The sequence below is a fragment of the Ornithinibacillus californiensis genome (assembly GCF_001038485.1).
Classification (GTDB): domain Bacteria; phylum Bacillota; class Bacilli; order Bacillales; family Amphibacillaceae; genus Ornithinibacillus; species Ornithinibacillus californiensis.
Genome location: NZ_LDUE01000005.1, coordinates 71,333 through 94,775, shown reverse-complemented (window position 1 = coordinate 94,775; position 23,443 = coordinate 71,333). Strand labels below are relative to the sequence as shown.

At 37.4% G+C, this 23,443-nt stretch carries 23 protein-coding genes and 1 tRNA gene; 7 read left to right on the top strand and 17 right to left on the bottom strand.

Going from position 1 to position 23,443, the window contains the following annotated elements; genetic code table 11:
• Positions 1-400: 400 nt before the first annotated feature.
• The 5 genes from TE34_RS00545 to TE34_RS00525 form a co-directional block, all read right to left on the bottom strand.
• A complete protein-coding gene (locus tag TE34_RS00545; RefSeq protein WP_047982863.1) occupies positions 401-874 on the bottom strand; it encodes a tRNA (cytidine(34)-2'-O)-methyltransferase in 474 nt (157 codons plus the stop codon).
• A gap of 58 nt (positions 875-932) precedes the next feature.
• Complete coding sequence (locus TE34_RS00540) at positions 933-1,778, bottom strand: amidase domain-containing protein (protein WP_047982862.1); 846 nt, start codon at positions 1,776-1,778, stop codon at positions 933-935.
• A 43-nt stretch (positions 1,779-1,821) separates the two neighbouring features.
• A complete protein-coding gene (locus TE34_RS00535; protein WP_047982861.1) occupies positions 1,822-2,337 on the bottom strand; it encodes a methylated-DNA--[protein]-cysteine S-methyltransferase in 516 nt (171 codons plus the stop codon).
• Positions 2,338-2,342: 5 nt separating this feature from the next.
• Positions 2,343-3,494 (bottom strand): tRNA epoxyqueuosine(34) reductase QueG, encoded by a 1,152-nt coding sequence (gene queG, locus TE34_RS00530; RefSeq protein ID WP_047982860.1) that lies wholly within the window; start codon positions 3,492-3,494, stop codon positions 2,343-2,345.
• Positions 3,495-3,641: 147 nt separating this feature from the next.
• Positions 3,642-3,715, bottom strand: a tRNA-Gly gene (locus tag TE34_RS00525).
• A 482-nt stretch (positions 3,716-4,197) separates the two neighbouring features.
• Here TE34_RS00525 and dat point away from each other — a divergent pair.
• The 3 genes from dat (at position 4,198) to TE34_RS00510 (ending at position 7,843) form a co-directional block, all read left to right on the top strand.
• Positions 4,198-5,070 carry a D-amino-acid transaminase gene (dat, locus tag TE34_RS00520; RefSeq protein ID WP_047982859.1) on the top strand — a complete coding sequence of 291 codons (873 nt, stop codon included), beginning with the start codon at positions 4,198-4,200 and terminating at the stop codon, positions 5,068-5,070.
• A 99-nt stretch (positions 5,071-5,169) separates the two neighbouring features.
• Positions 5,170-5,679, top strand: a complete 510-nt coding sequence (locus tag TE34_RS00515; RefSeq protein ID WP_047982858.1) for a DNA topology modulation protein — start codon at positions 5,170-5,172, stop codon at positions 5,677-5,679.
• A 166-nt stretch (positions 5,680-5,845) separates the two neighbouring features.
• Positions 5,846-7,843, top strand: a complete 1,998-nt coding sequence (locus TE34_RS00510) for a S9 family peptidase (RefSeq protein WP_047982857.1) — start codon at positions 5,846-5,848, stop codon at positions 7,841-7,843.
• Between the two features lie 69 nt (positions 7,844-7,912).
• Here TE34_RS00510 and TE34_RS00505 read toward each other — a convergent pair whose 3' ends face one another.
• The 6 genes from TE34_RS00505 to TE34_RS00480 all read right to left on the bottom strand — a co-directional run bounded on the left by TE34_RS00505 (position 7,913) and on the right by TE34_RS00480 (position 14,444).
• Positions 7,913-8,869: an alpha/beta hydrolase gene (locus TE34_RS00505; RefSeq protein ID WP_047982856.1), complete on the bottom strand. Its 957-nt coding sequence runs from the start codon at positions 8,867-8,869 to the stop codon at positions 7,913-7,915.
• A 132-nt stretch (positions 8,870-9,001) separates the two neighbouring features.
• On the bottom strand, positions 9,002-10,111 hold the full coding sequence (locus TE34_RS00500; RefSeq protein ID WP_047982855.1) for an ABC transporter permease: 1,110 nt from the start codon (positions 10,109-10,111) through the stop codon (positions 9,002-9,004).
• The gene (locus TE34_RS00495; RefSeq protein WP_047982854.1) at positions 10,108-11,370 is read right to left on the bottom strand and encodes an ABC transporter permease; all 1,263 of its coding nucleotides are present in this window, start codon (positions 11,368-11,370) and stop codon (positions 10,108-10,110) included. The genes TE34_RS00500 and TE34_RS00495 overlap by 4 nt, the downstream gene beginning before the upstream one ends.
• A 10-nt stretch (positions 11,371-11,380) precedes the next feature.
• Complete coding sequence (locus TE34_RS00490; protein ID WP_047982853.1) at positions 11,381-12,313, bottom strand: ABC transporter ATP-binding protein; 933 nt, start codon at positions 12,311-12,313, stop codon at positions 11,381-11,383.
• Positions 12,314-12,723: 410 nt separating this feature from the next.
• On the bottom strand, positions 12,724-13,353 hold the full coding sequence (locus TE34_RS00485; RefSeq protein WP_047982852.1) for a response regulator transcription factor: 630 nt from the start codon (positions 13,351-13,353) through the stop codon (positions 12,724-12,726).
• Positions 13,354-13,364: 11 nt separating this feature from the next.
• On the bottom strand, positions 13,365-14,444 hold the full coding sequence (locus TE34_RS00480; protein ID WP_047982851.1) for a sensor histidine kinase: 1,080 nt from the start codon (positions 14,442-14,444) through the stop codon (positions 13,365-13,367).
• 149 nt (positions 14,445-14,593) lie between these two features.
• Between TE34_RS00480 and TE34_RS00475 the strand changes: the two genes are divergently transcribed.
• A complete protein-coding gene (locus tag TE34_RS00475; protein WP_047982850.1) occupies positions 14,594-15,694 on the top strand; it encodes an SDR family oxidoreductase in 1,101 nt (366 codons plus the stop codon).
• A gap of 25 nt (positions 15,695-15,719) precedes the next feature.
• Here the strand turns inward: TE34_RS00475 and TE34_RS00470 are convergent, their stop codons facing one another.
• The 4 genes from TE34_RS00470 to TE34_RS00455 form a co-directional block, all read right to left on the bottom strand.
• Positions 15,720-16,604, bottom strand: coding sequence for a TIGR01777 family oxidoreductase (locus TE34_RS00470; protein WP_047982849.1), 885 nt, complete (start codon positions 16,602-16,604; stop codon positions 15,720-15,722).
• A gap of 613 nt (positions 16,605-17,217) precedes the next feature.
• On the bottom strand, positions 17,218-17,721 hold the full coding sequence (locus TE34_RS00465; protein WP_047982848.1) for a DNA-deoxyinosine glycosylase: 504 nt from the start codon (positions 17,719-17,721) through the stop codon (positions 17,218-17,220).
• 3 nt (positions 17,722-17,724) lie between these two features.
• Positions 17,725-18,291, bottom strand: a complete 567-nt coding sequence (locus TE34_RS00460) for a DJ-1/PfpI family protein (RefSeq protein ID WP_047982847.1) — start codon at positions 18,289-18,291, stop codon at positions 17,725-17,727.
• Positions 18,292-18,301: 10 nt separating this feature from the next.
• A complete protein-coding gene (locus TE34_RS00455) occupies positions 18,302-18,976 on the bottom strand; it encodes a RibD family protein (protein WP_053074920.1) in 675 nt (224 codons plus the stop codon).
• 318 nt (positions 18,977-19,294) lie between these two features.
• On the opposite strand from TE34_RS00455, the gene TE34_RS00450 reads away from it, so the two are divergent.
• Positions 19,295-21,202, top strand: coding sequence for a metallophosphoesterase family protein (locus tag TE34_RS00450; RefSeq protein ID WP_053074919.1), 1,908 nt, complete (start codon positions 19,295-19,297; stop codon positions 21,200-21,202).
• Positions 21,203-21,256: 54 nt separating this feature from the next.
• On the opposite strand, the gene TE34_RS00445 is transcribed toward TE34_RS00450, so the two are convergent.
• Positions 21,257-21,526, bottom strand: a complete 270-nt coding sequence (locus TE34_RS00445; protein WP_407944343.1) for a DUF4190 domain-containing protein — start codon at positions 21,524-21,526, stop codon at positions 21,257-21,259.
• Positions 21,527-21,691: 165 nt separating this feature from the next.
• On the opposite strand from TE34_RS00445, the gene TE34_RS00440 reads away from it, so the two are divergent.
• Positions 21,692-22,276 carry a Maf family protein gene (locus TE34_RS00440; RefSeq protein ID WP_047982844.1) on the top strand — a complete coding sequence of 195 codons (585 nt, stop codon included), beginning with the start codon at positions 21,692-21,694 and terminating at the stop codon, positions 22,274-22,276.
• A gap of 23 nt (positions 22,277-22,299) precedes the next feature.
• On the opposite strand, the gene TE34_RS00435 is transcribed toward TE34_RS00440, so the two are convergent.
• Positions 22,300-22,662 carry a cytochrome-c oxidase gene (locus tag TE34_RS00435; protein ID WP_047982843.1) on the bottom strand — a complete coding sequence of 121 codons (363 nt, stop codon included), beginning with the start codon at positions 22,660-22,662 and terminating at the stop codon, positions 22,300-22,302.
• Between the two features lie 171 nt (positions 22,663-22,833).
• Between TE34_RS00435 and TE34_RS00430 the strand changes: the two genes are divergently transcribed.
• Positions 22,834-23,400: a nucleotidyltransferase family protein gene (locus TE34_RS00430; RefSeq protein WP_236687082.1), complete on the top strand. Its 567-nt coding sequence runs from the start codon at positions 22,834-22,836 to the stop codon at positions 23,398-23,400.
• Positions 23,401-23,443 lie beyond the last annotated feature (43 nt).

The following is a 23,443-nucleotide window of genomic DNA, read 5'->3' as shown; positions in this document are numbered from 1 at the left end:
AATTAGAAATTTGCCGAATTTTCTTGCTTATCAGTTCACGTAATTGTAACTAATCTTAGTTCACATTCGGATACTTTTTCGTTATAATGGGAACAGATATGATTTAGATACCTTTCTTACATATGTATTTGATTAAAGGAGGATTCCCCAATGAAATTAGCACTTATCATAGGTGTAACCGTTACATTTCTAATTAGTATTTTCACAGCAGGATATGATGCAAAACCAGGAGTACCAAAGAAAAATCAATAATAGCGTATGAAAGCTAGCTCTTTTGTGGAGCTAGTTTTATTTTTGCCAAAAATTAGCTCCTGGCGACTCTCAATATTTAGAGAGAAGCATTACTGTTTTCACCGTTAGTACAAAAAACGCCATCCACCTATAGTGAATGACGCAAATGTTAAGTCAATTTTGGAAAACCTTGTTGTCTTAGCGCTTCATAAATTATGATTGCGGCAGTATTGGATAGGTTCAGTGAACGAACCTTATCATTCATATGAATTCGAAGGCATTGATCTTCTTTTCCTACTAGAAGTTCCTTAGGAAAACCAGTCGACTCCTTACCAAACACAAAGAAGATATCTTCTTCCAGATTACTATAATCATAATCGGTATAGTGCTTTGTACCAAAGTTTTCGATATAATAAAATTTCCCATTAGGATAGTTATCGTATAAATCAAAAATCGAGTTGTGTTCAACGATATCGACTTCTTTCCAATAATCTAATCCTGCTCGTCGAACCGCCTTGTCATCCGTAGAGAAACCAAGTGGGTGAATTAAGTGTAGCTTCGTATCAGTTGCGAGGCACGTTCTTCCGATGTTACCCGTATTAGCCGGGATTTCTGGTTCAAATAATACGACATGTAAACTCATGATTCATTTCTCCTTGCTTTGTCCCTTTGCACAATTAATCAACTTATTTATTATATCATTAAACCCCAATACGGAAAAACTTATATTTTATATTAGGGGTATATGCACTCGAGTCTTCATATGACCAATAGCGATGTCGGCTATTTTGGGTATGGGCATTAACTAAAGGCAACCCGTATGCATCTTTTGCAACGACAATCGTATTATGATCCCACCTACCATCACCTTGAAAGTCATAGCAAATTATATCGCCGGGCTCTAGTTCACTTGCTGATTCTACTTCCGTTCCTTTTAAGCCATGGGTTGACCCAGACAAAAACCATCTCAAGGAGTGGGCAACTGCCCAACTATAGCTCCAATTATTCCCTGAATACCACCATCCTTGACTTCGATTTGGTGCTCCTCGCATCGGTGCACCACCTGCATGCAAACATTGGGAAACATAATTCGTGCAATCCACATCAAACTTTCGATACTGCGGGTTATAACTGTTCCACCATCTTTCAGCATACTGGACAGCCGCTAGTCGGTCGTAACTAAATCTTTCTCCCTTTTCATCTGTTGAAGTATCTGGCTTCAAATTCTCTAACTGTTCCTCAGGCTGACCTTCAACGGTTTGCTTATGGTCCAATATCTCACCATTTTTCATAATAAATTCATATGGAATAGTTCGTTCTTCTCTAACAAAATGATTGCCTTGTTTAAGAAGCATCGATAGGTGTAAATGGTAATACACTTTTTCCTTGTCGTCATACTTTAATCTTTGATAAATATGCCCTTTTCCATTTACTCGAACTAATTTCAAACCGCGGTTATGAAACAATTCCTTTTGTTTTTCTAACCAATCGAACTTCGGATTCTCAGACTCAAATTGTTCCAGCCAAAACGCTTCAAGTTGTTTCATAAAAAATCCCCTCCATTAAGATATATATGGAGGGAAAGCTAGTCTAAGGTAATATTTCTTCATGTTTTAATAAATATTCTTTTTTATCAAGGCCACCATTATAGCCAACTAATTTCCCATTAGCCCCTATCACACGGTGGCACGGTACTAAAATGGAGAAAGGATTTTTATTCACTGCTCCACCAACAGCGCGGACTGCTTTTGGATTACCTATTGCGATTGCAATTTCCTTATAGCTCTTTGCTTTACCATAGGGAAGTTCCTGGAGTAGTGCTTCCCATACCTTCCGTTGAAATGGCGTCCCGTGAAAAGCAAATTTTAACTCAAATGTTGTTCTTTCTTTGCTAAAATACTCATCTAGCTGCTTCTGAACATGGCTGATTTTTTCTGGCGAAGCGACAATCTCCTCATGAGTATAATGTTGTTTTAACCATTTCGTGATCTTTTCCTCATGATCAGCAAACGTACCATAATCAATACGAACAACTTTGTTATCATCTGTTACTACTAACAACGTCCCTATAGGCGTATCAAACTCCCCATAATATAAATCAGCCATTACACCTACTCCTTAATAGGCTGCACTTCACGAAATGCTAAACCTTTCTCCATTTCATAAAGAACATCCGCATCATTTTCTTTTTCCATTGCCTTTGTGATTGCAGCAAATCCTTGGTCTGTTCCTATTTTTCCTAACGACCATGCTGCTGTTCCGCGAATTACAGGTCTTGGGTCATTATTCATGATGGCGATTAATTCATCTACCGCTGTTTTATCTTTATAGTGGCCAAGTCCAATGATTGCATTACGCTGAATTGGCTTTTTCCCGCGCCAAGCTCCTGCTACATGACCAAATTGTTCTTTAAATTCTCTGTTAGAAATCGTAAGCATCGGTTTTAACTTCGGCTTAGCGATATCATTATCTGGTTCAAATTCTGGATGAATATGAAAATCAATCTTTTTATTCTTAGGACAAACTAACTGACACGTATCACAGCCATATACTCGGTTGCCGAGCTTCGTGCGAAATTCTTCTGGAAGAAAATCCTTCGTTTGTGTCAGAAAAGCAATACAGCGTTGCGCATTCAATTGTCCACCTTGCACTATTGCTCCAGTAGGACAAGCATCGATACACTTCCTGCAATCTCCGCATCCATCTTCTGCAGGTGTGTCCGGTACAAACGGAATATTCGTCATTAGTTCTCCGATATAAACAAAGGAACCGTATTCTTCGGTAATAAGTAACGTGTTTTTTCCTACATACCCTATTCCAGCACGCTCTGCAACTGCTTTATCTGATAGTTCACCGGTATCAACCATTACTTTAGTAACGGCATCTTCTACCTTTTCATGTATAAAAGCTTCTAATTTTTGTAGTCGTTCCCTTAGTACATGATGATAATCCATTCCCCATGAAGCACGACAAAAGAAACCTCTTCTCTCTTCCTTCGTACTTTTCGGGGCATCCTTTTGCATTCGTGATGGGTAGGCCATAGCAATAGAAATGATGGATTGCGCTTCAGGAAGCAATCGTCTTGGCTCCGTACGTTCCTCATTCGATCCTTTTTCAAACCCTGAATCATATTTTAATTCTTGCTGACGCTTTAATCTCTCTTTTAACTCGCTAAAAACATCAGCAGTTGTAAAACCAATTTTATCTATCCCAAGTTCTTTACTGTAATCAATGATTTCTTGTTGGAGTTGGTTGATGTTCATTTGTATGGCCTCCCTTCTTGTTGTAATCTATCATTACGATACTACGTGAACGTTAATTTGTTAAGTCTTTAGGCTAAAAATGTCCAGGAAAAGTAAAAACGCAACATTTCGTAAGTTTTTACGAAACACTGCGTTAGGACATATGTATGGAGCGGGTGATGGGAATCGAACCCACGACATTAGCTTGGAAGGCTAGAGTTTTACCATTAAACTACACCCGCGTTGTGTATTTGGAAGTATTATTTTATTTTGTTGACCGCGCCATATGTGGTCCATTATGCCTCTGCGTCTACTAGCTTATTCGAAGATGTATATTCCTCGGGGCAACTCGTAGCGAATTCGGTGGATGTGTTGCTCGTTACTACACCCGCTGTTTTCTGGCAATGTTTAGCGCTTGGTCCAATGAGCACGTTTTTTTGAGTACGATAGCAATTATAACAATATAATTGTCATCGTGCAAGAACTTTTTTTACTTTTCTAGTTGGTTGACATAATGTTTAGCATAGATTGATGAATCTTTAGCGAATTTAGTTTTAACTTTAGCGAAATCGGAACAAACTTTAGCTTTTTGCCTCTTTTCCACACGCCATAGCGATTATAATTTATAACCCCAAAAAACAATTTGAATAATATATTAAAACAATCATTTACAACAGCATAGTGAAGTAATAAAATAGTCATAACAATAAGGAGGGGAATTGAGTTGTCAGTATTTCCAGTTATCTTATCACAAGAAAAGTTTATTCATCGTGACAGTTTAAAATTCCCACTTGAAGAGCGCGCTCTTCAGTTCGGGGATGGTATATATGAAGTAATTCGTATCTACAATGGAACCTATTATTTATTTGATGAACATATTGATCGGTTATTCCGTTCAACAGAAGCTATTAAAATAAAACTCTCCCATTCTAAGGAAGAAATCAAAAACTTATTACTCGAATTATTAGAGCGAAATAACATGGCTGAAAATGGGAAAGTATATATGCAAATTTCCCGAGGATCAGCACCACGTGATCATGTTTTCCCAACGAATGTCGAGCCAAATATTTATGCGTATGTCCAAGCAGTTCCTCGTAATCTAGTAACCTTAAAGAATGGCGTCGGGGTTATCACACACCGCGACATTCGCTGGGAGAATTGTTATATAAAGAGTCTTAATCTATTGCCGAATGTAATGGCAAAGCAAGAAGCAAAAGAACAGGGCTGTTATGAAGCAATCCTCCATAAGGATGGCGTTGTAACAGAGTGCTCATCTTCTAATGTTTATTTAGTGAAGGATGGAAAAATATATACACACCCTACAACTAGAAACATTTTGCACGGATGTGTTCGTATGGCAATTGAAAGATTTGTTACTGATTTAAACATCCCACTTATCGAAGAACCATTTATGCTTGATGATATAGCGAATGCTGATGAACTATTCCTCTCTAGTAGTACGTCAGAAATCACGCCAATTATTACCGTTGATGGTAGCCCAGTTAAGGATGGGATGCCTGGTGAGATTACTAGAAAGCTACAAGCTGCCTATGAAAAAGATGCTAACATAATAGAAAATCTAATTGCTAACGCCTAATACAAGGCTGTCTTCTTAGGAAATAGTATCCTTCCTATAAGACAGCCTATGTTTCTTTTTTGTATTTCGGAATATTTAGTCTTAATAAGGAGGTATCTCATGAAGAAAATTACGATACTTGGAAATCCTGGTGCTGGGAAATCAACACTTGCTAAACAACTAGGTGAAAAACTTCATATTCCCGTTTATCATATGGACTCCTTTTACTGGAAACCAAATTGGCAACCATCCAATGAGGACGAGTTTCTACAAAATCATGATGAGATATTGAAACTAGATAGTTGGATAATTGATGGGAATTACGGCGCAACATTACCAAAGCGATTAGAAAATGCAGATACCATTATCTTCCTAAATTATTCCACCCTACGTTGTTTATACGGTATTACAAAAAGAAGAATCCAATATCGTAATAAGACGAGACCAGACATGGGGAAGGATTGTCCAGAACGGCTCAATATGGATTTCATCCTTTGGACCAAGAATTATAATAAGGACAAAGCACCAAAGATGTATGATAGGCTCTCTCAGCTTAGAGGCAAAGAAATCCTTATTTTCAAAAACAGGAAACAATTAAAGAAATGGCTCGGGAAAAGTCTAGCAAACTAGAAATTCCTAATTGCTTCGTAACACGAAATAGTTTAGAATAAAGATTAGAAAACTTGGCATCTACTCCTACTCCGTAAATGTCATCGCTACAGATGCAGATAGTAAATTTTCGAAATTTTCCATCTGTAAGTTTTAAATATTTTACATACAATTGGAGGAAAATTCAATGACAAAACGTGCAATAACAACAGAAGATTTTATGAGCATAGAAGTATTCAGTGATCCTCAGTTCTCACCTGATGGAACTGCTTATGCGTATGTTTCCACTACTATTAATGACAAGAAAGAATATCAGTCTAATTTATTTGTGCAAAATTTGAATGAAAAATCTTCCAAGCAATGGACTTTCGGACACAATAAAAACAGTAACCCACGCTTTTCTCCAGATGGGAAATCTGTTGTATTCCAATCTACACGGAGTGGTGTTCCTCAGCTTTGGTTACTTCCACTTGATGGTGGGGAAGCAAAACAACTGACAACATTCAAAAACGGCGCTGTAAACCCAGAGTGGTCAAAAGACGGAAAGTCACTAATCTTTACTGCTTCTCTAGAAAAAGATGATGATGTAACAAACCAAAAAGAATTAACAAAAGAAGAAAGACAAAAAGAAAAAGAAGAAAAAAGTAAAAAACCACTACATGTAAAGAACTTAAAATATAAATCAGATGCAAGTGGTTTCCTAGACGAGAAAAAATCACAAATCGTACGATATGAACTAGAAACAGAAACGTTTACGCAATTAACAGAGGGTGATCATCATCATGGTTATCAAGACATTTCACCAGATGGATCAACAATTCTATTCGTAGGTAACCTTATTGAGGATTCAGACTATGAATTAAAAAGTGATATTTACACATTAGATACGGCAACAAAAGAAATTACAAAACTTACAGATAGTAAGGGCTCTTATTATTCAGCAAGGTTCTCACCAAGTGGTAATAAAATTGCCTATCTAGGTCACAAACAACAATATTTGAATGCAACATTAACAGAGCTATATATCTATGATATCCAAACGAGAGAAACAACTTGCTTAAGCGAAAGCTGGGATTTCCCAATCGGAGATTTAATCGCTGGTGATACTCGTCTAGGCTCTTCAGAATCGGGTCCTACCTGGTCAAACGATGAAGAAAAAATATTTTTCATTGGTTCTAACCACGGCGCTACTCACCTTTACGAAGTGAGTCTTAATGGAGAGTTAAAAGAGCTTTATAACGTAGATAGTCATGTGTTTGGCTTCTCTTATAGCCAAACTGAAGATACATTTATTGTTGGTGTAAGCTCTCCTACTAATCCGTGTAATTTCTATTTACTTGATTCTGAGTCTAATGTAAAGCAATTAACTGATGCAAACCGAGACTTCCTTGACGAAGTTGCTGTAGGAACACCAGAACGAATTTCCTTCAAAGCAAAAGACGACTGGGACGTTCATGGTTGGTTACTTCGCCCGTATGGATTTGAAGAAGGAAAGAAATACCCACTAGTATTAGAAATACACGGTGGACCACATGTTATGTATGGTCAAACATTCTTCCATGAAATGCAATTACTCGCTGCCCAAGGCTATGTCGTACTTTATGTAAATCCACGAGGTAGTCATGGACATGGTCAAGAGTTTGTAAATGCTTGCCGTAGTGACTATGGTGGTGGGGATTACAACGATCTTATGTCTGCTGTCGATTATGCGGTTGAGACGTATAACTTTGTTGATGCTGATCGCTTAGGCGTAACTGGTGGAAGCTATGGTGGCTTCATGACTAACTGGATAGTTGGCCATACAAACCGCTTCAAAGCTGCCGTTACACAGCGTTCTATCAGTAACTGGTTGAGCTTCTACGGCGTAAGTGATATTGGTTACTTCTTTAACAAATGGCAACATGGCTATGACCTACTAGAAGATCCAAAAGCATTATGGGACATTTCTCCTTTAAAATATGCTGATCAAGTGGAAACACCTCTACTCATCTTGCATAGTGAACAGGATTACCGTTGTCCGATCGAGCAAGGAGAGCAATTATTTGTTACATTGAAGCATCTGAAGAAAGAAGTAGAGTTTGTTCGCTTCCCAGGTGCAAATCATGAACTTAGCCGAAGTGGAAAACCAGAATTACGAATTGAACGCCTAAACCATATTTGTGGTTGGTTTGAAAAACACCTATAAAATAACCAAGAAAATCTCTGGACACAAAAAAGGATTGTTGTACTAACTGAGTACAGCAATCCTTTCTTATTAATCTACAAAATTATTATCTAAAAACTCATTCAACACTCGAATATACTTCTCTTCATCCATTACAAATGACTCGCCATGATTTGCTCCATCAAATGTCACAATCTCTGCTTTGCTTCTTGTGTTTTCATAAAGCTCATGGGCCATTTCAGTTGGGACAAATGTATCTCCATTACCCGTAATGTACAATATTGGAATCTCTGCTTTTTTCACCTGTTTTAATGCCGAAGCCTCTGTAAAGGAATACCCTGCTTTTGCTTTTGTTACTAAGCTAGTAGAATGAATAAAAGGGAATGCAGGTAAATTGAACATTCTATCAATCTGATAGGAGAATAAATCATGAACACTCGTATATGGACTGTCGGCTATGACCACCTTTACATTATCAGGTAGTTCTTCCCCTGACGTCATTAACACCGTCCCAGCTCCCATAGAAAGCCCGTGAAGAATAATCTCCGTATCCGGACCTAACTTATCTACTATCAAATTTATCCAATCAACATAATCCAAACGATCTGGCCAGCCAAATCCATAGTAATCCCCTTCACTCCTACCATGCCCTCGGGAGTCAGCAGTAAAGAAATGGTATCCTAGTTCCTCATAATAATACTGTCCATAAAGCCCCATATCACTACCACGACCAAGGTAGCCATGTGCAGCTATGACAAGCTTATTAGTCGGCTCTTTCGCTTCAAGAAAGTACCCTTGTAGAAGTAAGCCATCTCTAGAAGTCATCTCAATAGATTCGAATTCCTGATTAGCCACCCAATCACGCCAGCCTCCTTCTAGTAATACGTTCATTGTTTCGGCTGACACTTCTAAGTCTTTATTCCCACTAAGGAAATCCTTTTGTCCCCGGCTAATAGCAAGGTCGTAAAAGTAAAAACTAGCAATGACGTCGATTAAAACTAAAACTATAATGAGTGCTGAAAATGTTTTTACTATCTTTCTCTTCACTTTTCTTCCCCCTAGGTGCACTTCTTGTTGTCTATAATACTATTATACTAGAAATTTTCACACAATTTCATTGGTAGATATTTGTAATAACATGAAGAGGACTGATCACATAGGTAATCAGTCCTTTAACATTTATACATGTCGTCTTTCCATAAGATGAATTCCAATTCCTGTCATAACAACGCCCATCAGGACTAATACACTTAACGGGACGAATATCTCTTGGAAAGGATGACCGTAAACAGTTGCTCCCGTTAACATTTGCATTCCGTAATATAGTGGGTCTATTTTAGCTATCATTAAGAGGATTTCAGAATAAACAATCTCAATGGGCCAATAAGCTCCACCGATCATCGCCATCGATACAGCAACAATTGGTAAAATTGCATTAAATTGCTGGACTGTTTTTGCAATAGCTGTAATTAAGATAGCTAGTGATACAATAGCAAATACATATGGTACCAATAATAGTAATGTTTCTACAAAACGGCCATTGAAATCTATACCAACTAAGTAACGAAAAACAAGGAAAGTAACAACAACTTGGATATAACCTGTTACAAAGCTATAAATCAAATTGGCAACATACATTTCCCACTTTTTAATTGGTGACAATATCATCCGGTCCCAGATACCGCCTCTTTTCTCTATCAATATCGGCAATACATTGTAGGCTATCGTATAGATGACAAAGAATAGAGAGAAGCCAAATACATGTTGTAAATTGCTATTATAGACAAACGCTCCCTCTCCACGGAAGCTTTTCGAATCTAAATCAAATACAGGTGAGCTAAGTTCTTCCTTCATATCTTCTATAAATGCTTCCTGCTCTGTCGTACTAGTAAGACCACTTACCTCTAATATTTGTTGCTCTAAGTTCCGTTCCATATAAGCTGACGCTATTGCTTGTTCAACCAGTCCAGCATTAAAGGAATCTACTCCAACTACGAGTTGATAACTATCTTCCTTTAGGATTACTCCTAGTTCTGCCTTCCCAGTGGAGACCCTTTCTCGCACCTCTTCTTCCGTCATATAGGAAAATTCCATAGTCTCTTCTACTTCAAGAATATCCTTAATGGAGTTATCTACACCCTGCTCTGTATAAGTTGGAATCTTTAAGTTAGTAGGTCCCGTCGAGCCTCCAAAGATTAAAGCCATTACAATAGACATCCCTGTGAAGATAACAAATGTCCAAGGACTACGGATAAATTGTTTGAATTTGGCGAGTAAAATTCCAATCATTGAGATAACCTCCTTTTAGGGAAACAAAGTACTGCGATTACTACTGCAGCTGCTGCAAAACCAATGAGATAAAGAATTTCATTTCCTATTTTCAACAGTTCCTCACCACGTAGAATAGTGAGATATGCAGTCATACTCGCTCCGTTTGGAGTTAGATTTCCTAAAAACTGAATAACCTTTGAATAATCTCCTATCGGTGCAAAGCTGCCACCTAATACTGCAAAAAGAGTAACGATTATACTAGTGAAAAAGTTAGTTATTGTTTCCGTATTTATTCGGTAACTAATTGCAACTAATAGTACCGCTATACCGCCAACCGATAACGAAAATGCTAATGTAATTAGAAAAAATGCCGTAAGATCAGGCCAAGTGACTCCAAATACAACACGAGAGAAACCAAAAATAATTAGGCACTGGATAAACGCAAATATTGTTCCAGATAATAATACGCCAATAAAGTAACTCCATCTCGATACATTAGCAATCATAATTCTGTCAAACACGTGTATTTGTTTCTCATGAAAAGCATAAGAACCGATTGCACCTGCTAGGAATAATACATTCATTAATACCATACCGAGCGTATAATAAGCCTTCGAAGAAACTGGTTCCTGTTCATTAATCGTAACAATCTCACCTTTTACATCGCTGGTTAGCTGTAGATTATCCATGTCAATTTGATTTTTTCCGAGAAATTCTCCTAAGGTTAGCTGCTCTTGAAATTGTGTTAACAAGTTATTAATAACCCCAGTTCCAACCTGCTGTCCCTCATTCTGCATTAAAATGAGGCTTGGTACCTTACCCGAATCAAACACTAAGTTTGTTAGGGTATCATATGTGAAATTTTCTGGTACCTCAATTAAGGTCGTATACTCATCATTATTTAATACATCTTCACGTTTCGAAACGTTGAGATAGTCCACTTCAATAAACTCACTAATCTCTTCATTTCCAAATATCGATTCTTTAATTATCGTTATCGGTAGCATTTGCTCTATATTGGCACGTACCTCCTCCACTGCTTGTGGTGGAAGTTGTTCTTCTATGTCACGTAAGAACTTCTCAACTTCTCTCTGCTCATCTCCATGTTCTATGAAAGCAACGTTAATCGAAATAGGAGAACTTCCTCCATTTATCAATCCACCTAATGCCGTTGATAATATGGTTATTAAGATCATTGGTAGTGCTAGTAATAACAGTAGTTCTTGAGGGTTTCTCAAAAATAGTAAACCTTGCTTTTTAATAATATTCCAAACCATTGTATCCCCCCTAATCCCTTAACGCTCTACCTGTTAGATGCAAGAAAACGTCTTCTAACGTAGGGGCTTTATTATCGACAGAAACCAATTCAATTCCATACTCTTCCGCAATCTTAATCACTTCTGAGAACATGTTAACTGCTCTCGGTACAATAATAAGTACCTCTCTCTCCCCAATAGTAATTCGATTAACTGAAGGATGATTTTGTAATGCATCAAGAAATTCCTTATTGAAACGATCCGCCTTAATAGCAATCGTATTTTCTGATGATAGGATTTTTTTAATTTCTTCTTTTGTACCGGAAGCAATTAGATCTCCTTTATCCATGATATAGATTCGGTCACATAGAAACTCAACTTCCTCCATATAATGACTCGTATACAGTACAGTCATATTTCTTTCTTCATTCAAACGTTTCACTGTTTCCAAGATATAATTCCGTGACTGGGGGTCAATGCCTACTGTCGGTTCATCCATAATAATCATTTCAGGGTCATGTAACATCGCTACACCAATATTTAGCCGACGCTTCATACCACCTGAAAACTTTTTAACGACATCCTTACGGCGATCAGAAAGTCCGATTTGCTCCAGGACCTCTTCTACCTTTTGTTTTAACTTTGCTCCCCGCAGGTGATAGATTCTCCCAAAAAAATGAAGATTCTCCTCAGCAGTTAGATCTTCATATAAAGCGATTTCTTGTGGCACTATCCCTACTATCTTCCTGAATTTACTAGGATTTTTTATAATACTACTATTCTCGAACCGAACATCACCACTCGTTGGCTCTACTAAGGATGAAAGCATAGAAATTGCAGTTGACTTGCCTGCTCCATTCGGCCCTAATAAACCAACAATCTCTCCTCTTTCAATAAACATACTTAAGTTCTTTACTGCTTTCACGTTTTTATATTCCTTTGTTAAATTAACCAATTCAATCATCCGATTCCCCTCCTAATACTAGCGTACAACAACTCCTAGATTAGAAATACTATCTGAAGTCATTAGAAAGCTCATCTAACATATGACTTAAGTCATATGTTCCATCAAAAAAGCTCCCCCAGTTTGGGAGAGCTTTTTTTACTTACTGATTTTCAACTTATTGAATCAAACCAAGGAAAAAGACTAGTGTTTTCCATAAGGGATGATTCTATTCTTGTGGAAGTAAAAATAAATAAATAACAGCAGCAAACGCTAGGAAAAGAAATATCCCTGAGTTCCAAAGCGATGTAAACGGAAATTCTTCTAGCATAATATCAATCATCTAGACACCTTCTTCATTTCGGTTCCTTATCTCTATTATAAAGGATTGATATCCCAAACTTAGCCCTAGATGAAAGGGGTCAGTCCCTCTATATGTCATGTTTCACTGCATATATTGCTAGCTGGGTACGATCACGAAGTCCTGTCTTATGTAGAATTTGGGTTATATGATTTTTTACAGTACCAATTGATAAGAAAAGTTCACTCGCAATTTCTTTATTGGTTTTCCCCTCTCCTACAAGCTTCGTAATTGATAATTCCCGTGGAGATAAATCTACGGTTATTGTTTCTTTCTGCCGATTCTGAAGTAGTTTCGGCATGACTTTTGCTGCAACTTCATCATGTAATGTTAATCCACCTTGCATGCAGCTGTACACTGCTTCAATTAATTTTGCTGAATCCGCTGTTTTCAATAAAAAGCCATTTGCTCCCTCTCGTAATGCCTGAACCGCATACTCATCATCATTAAAAGTAGTAAGAATTAAAATCTTTACATTCGGCCAATCTCTCTTGATGATTCGAGTAGCCTCGATCCCGTTCATGACGGGCATCCTTACATCCATCATGATAAAATCAATAGCACACTTTTGTAACACCTCAATTGCCTCTGCACCATTTTCTGCTTCATGCGTAACCTTAATATTCTCATCCTGTTCTAAAATCACTTTTAATCCTTGTCTCACGATAGCTTGATCTTCTACTAACAATACACGCCACATATCTTTTCCCCCTACTGTGCCGGAATAACACCACTAACGTAAAATAGATTGTCTTTTTGATAGACATCTAGTCGGCCTTTCACTTCTTCTACTCTTTTTCTCATATTCGTTAAGCCAAAGCCAAATTCTATCGGCTGATGGTGATGAATCGAATTGGTTATTTCAAAGGTAACATCTCCTATAGCCGACTTCCCTAAAACAACACGCACTTCTCTTGAACGACCGTGTCGCATTGTATTCGTAAGCGCCTCTTGGATCACTCGGTACAAAACAACACTATGTTCATTCGATAACGGAACGGTAAGCACACCTTGTTGAATTGTAAACTGAACAACAATTTGGCTTTCTGCTTCTAGCTTTCTAATAAGATTCACGACGGTAGCAATTCCTTCGCTTTCTTCTGCTTGCAATGCTTTTACTGCTTGTCGCGTTTCCCCTAAACTATCCTCCGCCATCTTCTTCAACTCTCGGTAATCATCGTTACTTGTTTGTATCGCTAGCATTTCCAGTTTCATAATTAGTGCTGTTAGTCTATGCCCGACAGAATCATGAATATCACGTGCAATACGGTTACGTTCTTCTACCCGAGCATTTTGTTCTGCGAGTAAATTGACTCGCTTTTGTTTTCGATATTCGCCAAGTAGTTGTTCATAAAGATCTCGCTGCTCTACTAATGTCATCTGATATTGATTTATCGTTAAGATTAAAAAATATAAAAATACGGTAGTAATGAGGACAGCTGCGATATTATCTGATTGCACATAGCTAATTACTATAGAAATCAAGAGATTCGAAGCAATATAAACTCTCAATACATTCCCGTGCAGTCGTAAAGACGCAATCATAGATACATAAAATAATAGAATAATTGTAAACAGGTTCTCCTCAGTAAGAACTAAACCATGCATTACAATCAAGCATGTCAACATTATGTACAAGTAAACTGGAACTTTCTTTAAGGATAGAAAGAAAAAGATCCCCATCGCACCTGCAAGAATTAAAATACTCCCCCCTATATTCTCACTATACCGAATAATCATATAGGTCCATAGTATGACAAATACACTAAACCTTACCCAAAAGTATTTCATAGCACCCTACTTTCCTAGCTGTATAATTTATATATTATTAAATATTATTTTATCATAGGATTCTTTTATAATATTGTAAATTTTTTCTAATAGGAATAGAGGTTTTTTCTAGAATACTAACGAATTTATAAGAGATAGGGGGAATTATAGTGAATTATTCATTTTTTATTACTGGTTTTCCTGGCTTTCTGGCATCTAGCTTAATCAAGCAATTAATGGAGGACCACCACCGAAGCATTGAACATATCTATCTATTAGTTTTACCAACAGAAGAAGTAGTAGCTAAGGACACGCTTCAAACAATTGTAAACAACGGGAAACTTTCCATTGAACAATTTACGATAACGACAGGAGATATTACCAAGGATGATTTAGGACTTGCCTCAGGCGTAATGGATACAATCAAGGGAAAAGTAACCCATGTATTCCATCTTGCGGCAATTTATGATTTAGCTGTACCAAAGGATATTGCCTATAAAGTGAATGTCAATGGAACAGAAAATCTGAACAAGTGGCTAGAAAATCTACAAAACTTAAAGCGCTATATATATTACAGCACGGCCTATGTATCTGGTAAACGCGAAGGAAAAATCTATGAAAGTGAATTGAAGAAAGGTCAGGAGTTTCGCAACCACTACGAACATACGAAGTATCTAGCAGAACTTCTAGTACAGGATGTGATGAAGGATATCCCAACAACGATTATTAGACCTGGTGTCGTAAAGGGACATTCTCAAACTGGGGAAACCATTAAGTTCGATGGGTTATACTTTATGTTGAATGTGTTAGACGCTTTACGGTTCCTACCCATCCTTCCTTATTTCGGGAAAGGAACGGCTGAAGGAAATTTTGTACCGTCTGACTATGTGCTAAAAGCAACTAGCTATCTAGCAATCGCTCCTGTTGGGGAAGGTAAAACATATCATCTAACCGACCCGAAGCCATACAAAATGTGGGAGCTACAAAAATTGCTCTCTGAAAGCTACTTAAATCGGACACCAAAAGTTAGGATACCACTTACGGTTGCAAAAGGGGCATTACGTATTAAACCAATTAGAAGGTGGCTAGGAGCAGAGGCTGAAGCGATGGATTACTTTATGATTCATTCTTCGTATGATTGTAGTCAAGCTGTTGAGGATTTAAGAGAATCTGGGATTAGTTGTCCAGATCTTAAGGACACTTTGGAGCCTATGGTGAGTTTTTACCGGAAGTATAAAGATGATCGTAGTAAGCATATTGAAATACGATAGGAATAGGGCGTGGGTTATTCCACGCCTACATTATATCTTGCAACGTATTTTCTAATGTTTCATATTCAAATTTAAAACCGGATTGTTCTAATTTTTCTGGGAGGACCCACCTACTTTTTAGTACTAATTCAGATTCCGTTCGGATGACAAATGCTCCAAGCTCCAAAATCATTTTAGGTGCGGGTAGTCCCATTTTTCTTCCCATCACTTTTCTCAAAGTCGCCATAAACTCCTTGTTACTTACTGGATTAGGAGCTGAACAATTAATTACTCCATCTAAGTCTGTTCTTTGGCTAAGAAATAGGACGCTTTGAAATAAATCTTCAATATGTATCCAGCTAACTTTTTGCTCCCCATTGCCTTGTTTTCCACCAAGTCCAAACCTTACAAGATTTCGCAGTGGCATAATTGCACCACCATCTTTTCCTAACACGATCGCTATACGAAGAGCGATTTGTCTTGTGTTCGGCAAGTCAAACCGAAACATTTCCTGTTCCCAGCGGGATGCAACATCCACTGAAAATCCTGTACCAATTTCTCCATGTTCCTCTGTCATCGGAGCATCTACAGAGTCACGATATATTGTAACTGTACTCGAATTCATCCAAACCTTAGGTTGATTCTCACATCTTTGGATACATTCTCCTAGAATGTTAGTAGTTGTAATCCTTGATTCCATAATTGCTTGCTTATTTTTCTCGTTATATCGACAGTTTATCGATTTTCCTGCAAGATTAACTAAAAGTTCAGCACCCTCTAATGCATCAACTATACCTCGCCTGTCATTCCAATGAATATGTTTATCTTGTCTCGATATAATTAGTACATTAAATCCGAGTTCCTTAAAGCGTTTTTCGAAGTATGTCCCAATAAAACCTGTTCCACCAGCTAATACAACCTTCTTCATCATATTCACTCCCTCCATCAAACATTGTGTAACCATTCACAATTAGCTATAAAACACATCAAGTGTTACCATTTTCTGTTACCTATTTAATTGCATTTTCTACCTTTAGGTACATAGTCCCCAAACGACAAATATCCTCTAAAACCGCATTAGATAGGTATTTTACAGTAATAAATTAAATACTAAGAATATTTTACCATTTCGCAATAATTCCGATACGAGACCCCTTCATTTGTAGTATAATGATGGGGACAATACTGTAGGTGGAGACAAAATTGAAAATTGGAGTTACCGGCGGCTTCGAAAAAAATCCCCAGGAAAGGGGCTGAAGCTTGTGATTCCAATTGACAAGACCATTGAGCTAATGTTGATGTTCTCAACGCTTGTATTGTTAGTTGTGAACACCCGTGGGAAAAAGTAATCACCCTGTCTCTCATAAAGAATCAGGATAATTACCTTTTTCACCAAGAAAGGAAGTCGCCGCAGCCTACGCAATTGTCCGAGTCGTAAGTTGCACCTTACGACTCGCCCCTCTTAAACCACGACACTCCCAAAGTCAATTATACAGAATGGGATATGCCTCACACAACACTTTTTTGAAAAATACAAATTTTAACTATAAATATGTTAATATTTCTTTCCATACTTCTATTTTTTCTTCCAATGTCTTATTGTACCGTCCAGGAATAGGACTTGAAGAAGGTAGTTTAATTACTGGTAGGTTAGACAAATCCTCAGATGAAAAGTATTTATTCAGCGTTTGATATGACTTCGTCCCATTACAAGCAATTAATTGCAAGGATGGATAGCTACTCAATAAGGCTGGTAGATCATTTGTTACTTCCTCCCGAATGGAAGAATCTAGGCTACCATCTCGAATACAAGATCCAATCGTATCCCAAAGCGCAATGTTATGCTTTTTTAGTATATCAATTTTATCCTCATAGTTTTCTACAGGTTGTTGTTCAAGAACTCCAGATAAAATATGCCAAAAATGATTTCGTGGGTTTCCGTAATACTCTTTGTTTTCCAACGAGAGCACACTAGGCATCGAACCTAAAATTAATACTTTAGACTGTTCTGTGATGACTGGAGGTAGACCGATTATTCTTTCTGTCAATGACTATACTTCTCCTTTACAAAATAAAAGTGCACCATTACGCTGTTCTTCATTTTTCCAAAGCTTTAGCTGATCGATTACAGCTAAAGTAAACTCTGGAAATGCAGTCCCTTTTGCAGTAATTATATTCCCTTGAATCTCTACCCGATTTCCAGTATATTCTGCCCCTTCGAAAACATGCTTAAAACTGTCATATGTATTTGGTGTACATGTGAATTCTTTTCCCTTTAGCAAACCAGCCTTGCCTAGTAAAGTTGCTGAAGCACATATGGAGGAAATCGGCTTGTTGAGGGAATTAGCTTGTTGAAGAAATTGTTGTATACGAGTATCCTCTAAAACTTCTGCAAACCCATCGCCACCAGAAATTAAAACGATGTCATAATCATTTGGATTCGCATCAGCAATCTCTATCCCTGCCATTGTTTGGATTCCTCCAAGACTTTCCACTGGTTCGCCATCTATCGTTGCAGTTGTAACAGAAGCCTTTCCAAGCTTTCTCAAAAAAAATAATGTATGAGCAATTTCAAAATCAGCATACAATGGATAAGCAAAAAATAAAACCTTTGTCATTAGTATCCCCCTATTCTTTCACCAGATAATGAAGCCATACACTGCCACCTTCTGTCTTCTTCACATCAAGTAATTCTAGTTTTACTACATCCTCCAGACGTTTTATTTCCTCACCGTCAAATATGGATGGGGTATCCGATCCACCGATGGCTAGAGGTGCTAGCGTCAAGCTTATCTCGTCAATCAATCCCTGACGTAAAAACGCACCATTGATTCCTGCTCCTCCACTTAATCCTAATTTTCTAAAGCCCATATCAAATAACTTTTCTAAGGCAAGAGCTAGATTAATATGTTCTCCACTACCGGCTTGAATATAGGAGATACCCTTATCTTCAAGCTGCTCTAGGTACTCTTTTGAAATATTTTCCTTCGTAACAACTAGTAAGCCTTCCGTCTGGTACCAATTAATTCTTCCTCGTCCATCAAATACAATATAAGCGCGCGATTTTTGGGGTTCATAAAGTGGCTTGTCTAGTTCTACCCAATGGTCACCAAAAACCATTAACGTCTCACTTCCTGAAATTAAACCATCACAGTCTAATTCATCATACAGACGGTTTGTTAGTTCATGTGCCTCTCCATCTATTTCCGCTGCGGTCCACTCTGTCACATTACGACCTCTAGCAGTTGTTGTTTTCCCATCTACTGATGAGAAAATGTTCAATATCACTGTAGGACGATTCATCGAATCCCTCCTTTTATAATAATTCAAATTATATAGGAAATATTCTGTATTTTAAACAAATACATATGCTTAGGCGGAAAACCAATCATTATTAGCTTAATCGAATAGACTATTTTACTAAGGAGGTGTAAGCATATAGAAACAATACCATTTCTTTTAGCAGGTCCTATCGTAAGGCGTGTCGATGCAAACAACGTATATATATGGCTTACAACGAGTAAGTATGTACAACCTGATGCATTATTTTATGAAGTACAAATTGAAGAAGAAACGAAAAACTATAACTATATACCTATTGAAACTTTTACCGAATCTAATATGATTCAAGTTGGAAAACATTGTTATACGTATTTACTTCATATTTCTCCTTCAAGAAGTCAATTTCCTCTAGACTGCTTCATTGCATATAACGTTAGCTTTTCCACTAGATATGAACAGTTCAATTTTGCTGATCTCGACTTATTAAACAAGGATAACCCTCATCATATTACGTATGGTGAACTTGAATATCCAACGTTCCTCATTCAAGATGAAACACCTTCAACCATTTTGTATGGCTCGTGTCGAAAGCCGCACGGGAAAAATGAAAGTGTTATTGGGGAATCTGATGACTATATTAATCAGCATGCAACAAATCTCCAAGAAAGGCCAAATGGCTTGTTCTTAATGGGAGACCAGATATATGCAGACGATGTCGCAGACCCTTTATTTTATAAATTAACAACTTTAGCTCATGAGATTATTGGTGAAAAACAGAAGCAGCTCCAAAATATCGAACCACGCCTACAAATGTCTCCTTTTAGGAACAGTATTGAGCAGCTTAATGGCCGTCAATTCGTCATGGAGAATTTCGCAAAGTTCACCTCCCATCATGCAAGCAATCATCTAATTCGATTTCAAGAATATGTAACCATGTACTTAATGACCTTAGGTCCTGCCCTTTGGGAGAATGCTAGCAACCCCTTTCCTTCCTTCGAAGAGTTAATAGAAAGTGGGGCATATTATCTTTTTTATTCCAAGAAAAGAAAAAGAAAGCATCGGAAAGAAATAAAAAAACTAAAGAAGCGCTACGAAGATCAAGTAAAAGAGATAACCAATTTCATTCCATCTTTACCAGCCATGCGCAGAGTATTAGCCAATACCCCCACTTATATGATATTTGATGATCATGATATTACAGATGATTGGAATATTTCACAGGAATGGATGGATAATGTTTATCAATCCAAGCTAGGAAAACATGTCGTTACGAACGCCTTATCTGCCTACTGGCTGTTCCAGGGGTGGGGTAATGATCCGGTCGCTATGAAACCCAAACTTACCAACTTTTCTTCCCAATTTCACTATCATATAAAATATTCTTGCTTTACAGATCAATGGACCGATTATCTCCCAACTATTAGGTCATGGTGTTTTATGACGCCAACAACACCGCAAGCAATATTCCTTGATATTAGAACGATGAGAGAATTTGATTATCACCCAAAACCACTACGAGTCGGATCTATACTTCATGAAGGAAAAACAGCTCCACAATTAATTGGTAATAATGGTTGGAATATAGTAACACAAACGTTGGTTAATAGTAATTGGAAATCAAAAAATCCTTTAATCATTGTTTCGCCAACTCCAGTTTATGGAATAGGTATTATAGAATCATTTCTTAATCGCTTTGTCTATCCATTAAGGGCTATTGGACTCCCTGTTCGCTATGCACTAGACTTTGAAGCATGGAAGTATAATGCAAAAGGTTTTAATATTCTCATTCAACATTTAATGAAATGGAATCCTAATCCATGCATCATCCTATCAGGTGACGTTCATTATGCCAATTCTGTCAGATCCAATCTATATATACAACGAAAGAAACAACTCACACTCCACCAATTCACGAGTAGCCCTATTCACAATATGAGTTTTTCTGGTATCTGGGGGCAGCTATTAAAGTTAGTGGTTGCTTTTAATTCATTCACTAGAAAAAGGAAGACCATTACTCGGTATTATGACAAGGAGAAAAACCTAACTATCGGTAAGGTTACAGAGGATAAGAAAAAGATACTTTCTTGGTATGAAGACATTAACTATTTGTCTTCAGTAAACGGCAAAATCATGCACAATCAAAATAATATTGGTCTGTTGACCATTACAAAAAACTATTTACAAAATAAACTGCTCAAGAGAAGAAGTGTGGTCAGCTATAAGAAAACCGATATGAATAGGGAATAATATAAAAAGACTATAAAAAAGGAGAGATTCCATATATAGAAATCTCTCCTTTTTTTAATAGTAACCAATGGTTGAATATGCTACTAAACTTATGATAATGATGATAAGTAGTATTCCATACAATGCTACTCCAATAATACTCGTTACTCTACCAGCAATCGCTAGTCCTCTACCACCTTGACCAGTTACTGCTATCTCTTTCAAACTACTACTAGCTAAGACAAGTCCAATAATCCCAAGAATAAGTCCAATATAAGGTATAATAAGTGATAAAATTCCCAACACCAATGCAGCAATTGCCTTACCGTTAGTTTCCTGTTGCACCATAATTCCCCCTTTTACGACAATTTATGTATATACATATTAAAATATCAAATAATCCCCATAATGTATAGAAGAATTTATATTTCGCCTCTATTTCATTTTTATCTTCAATCAAGTATACTTCTCTAAAGAATGAATTATGTCTATATAATTTGGGGGGCTTTTATGAAACCAATATTAATACTCGCATCCACTTCACCTAGACGACGAGAACTATTAGAACTGGCAAATATCCCATTTTCAATACGAAAACAGGATGTAGATGAATCAGTCATAATTGCAGACGATCCCGCTCAAACTGCCTTGGAATTATCGATTTATAAAGCAAAACATGTTCCGTTTAATGCTATGAATGAAGTTATACTAACGGCAGATACTGTCGTTGCCTATAAAGGGCAGATTTATGGAAAACCAGTTACTAGCGAAGAGGCTTTCGACATGCTTTCCAATTTAAGCGGTGACGTACATGAGGTGTATACTGGTGTCACGATATGCTCCAAAGAGAAGGAAGTTTCCTTGGTTGAAAAGACCTTGGTTGAGTTTTGGCCGCTGTCAGATGATGATATAAACGATTATATTGCAACCGGAGACGTATATGATAAAGCTGGGGCATACGGAATTCAAAGTAAAGGTGCAACCCTTGTAAAGAAAATCAATGGTGACTATTACAATGTTGTTGGATTGCCAATTTCACGCGTTGTTCGAGAACTTAAGCAATTTAATATAAAGGCTGTCTCAGAAAGAGATTAACTCTTTCTTCCGACAGCCTTTTATTATTTCAAATTCACTAAGACATTAAAGACGAAAGACGCAATCCCTATTACGACTACGATACTACCAATGGAAACTGCAACAACAACTCCTGGATTACCTAAGATTAATAGAGTTAGCCCACCCATCATCACTGGCAATCCTAAGTTATGTAGCCAAAAGTGGATCTTGGCTGCTGCCGTTTGTTCTAGGTTTGGGTATAATTTATAGATAATACCAGCAACCACAAGTGACATCCATCCCAACAAATTAATATGTACATGCACTCCCGTTAGCGCATAATTATGCGCGATCGACATATACAGCCCTAACAGCACGCCAATCATAAAGTAAATGACCGAGATTTTAATTAATACATTCCCCATAAGTCTACCTCCTTTTTTTGATATATATGAACTGGATATGAAGATAAGACTATGAAGTTGGAAAATTATTACTCTAAAAAAGGTCTAAAGTAATACATAATATTGACGCCTATTTGTATTTTTGTTGTAAGATACTTTTGATTGATAAATAAAGGAAGGTGAGTACCAAAATTGCTTAGAAATGAACAAGATATATTGCAGGCAATCCAATCGGATGAAAAAATGATGAATATAATTCATGCTGCCCAAACTCTCGAACTAGAAGACTGGTGGATTTGTGCTGGATTTGTTCGTTCAAAAATTTGGGATGTGTTACACGGCTTTGAACAACCAACCCCAATTGATGATGTGGATGTTGTTTATTTTGATTCTTCCAATTTAGATGAATCAATAGAGAAGGAACACGAACGAAGGCTTCAACAGTTACTTCCAGCTGTTCCTTGGTCCGTAAAAAACGAAGCACGAATGCATCTCATTAATAAGTTGGAGCCATACACTAGCACAGTCGATGCCATTTCCAAATTCCCCGAGACAGTTACGGCATTAGGGGTTAAGTTAAACGAAGATGGAAACCTCCTTTTGACATCACCTCATGGTCTAGAAGATGTATTAAACTTAACGGTTCGTCCAACACCATTCTTTAATGTCTCTGAAGAACGATTAAAAATATATACGGAGCGCTTAAGAAAGAAACGGTGGAAGGACAGATGGTATCGAGTTACTTATTTAGTAGACTAGGAGATTTTTCACTCGTAATATTGCTACGATCCCATGGGCATAT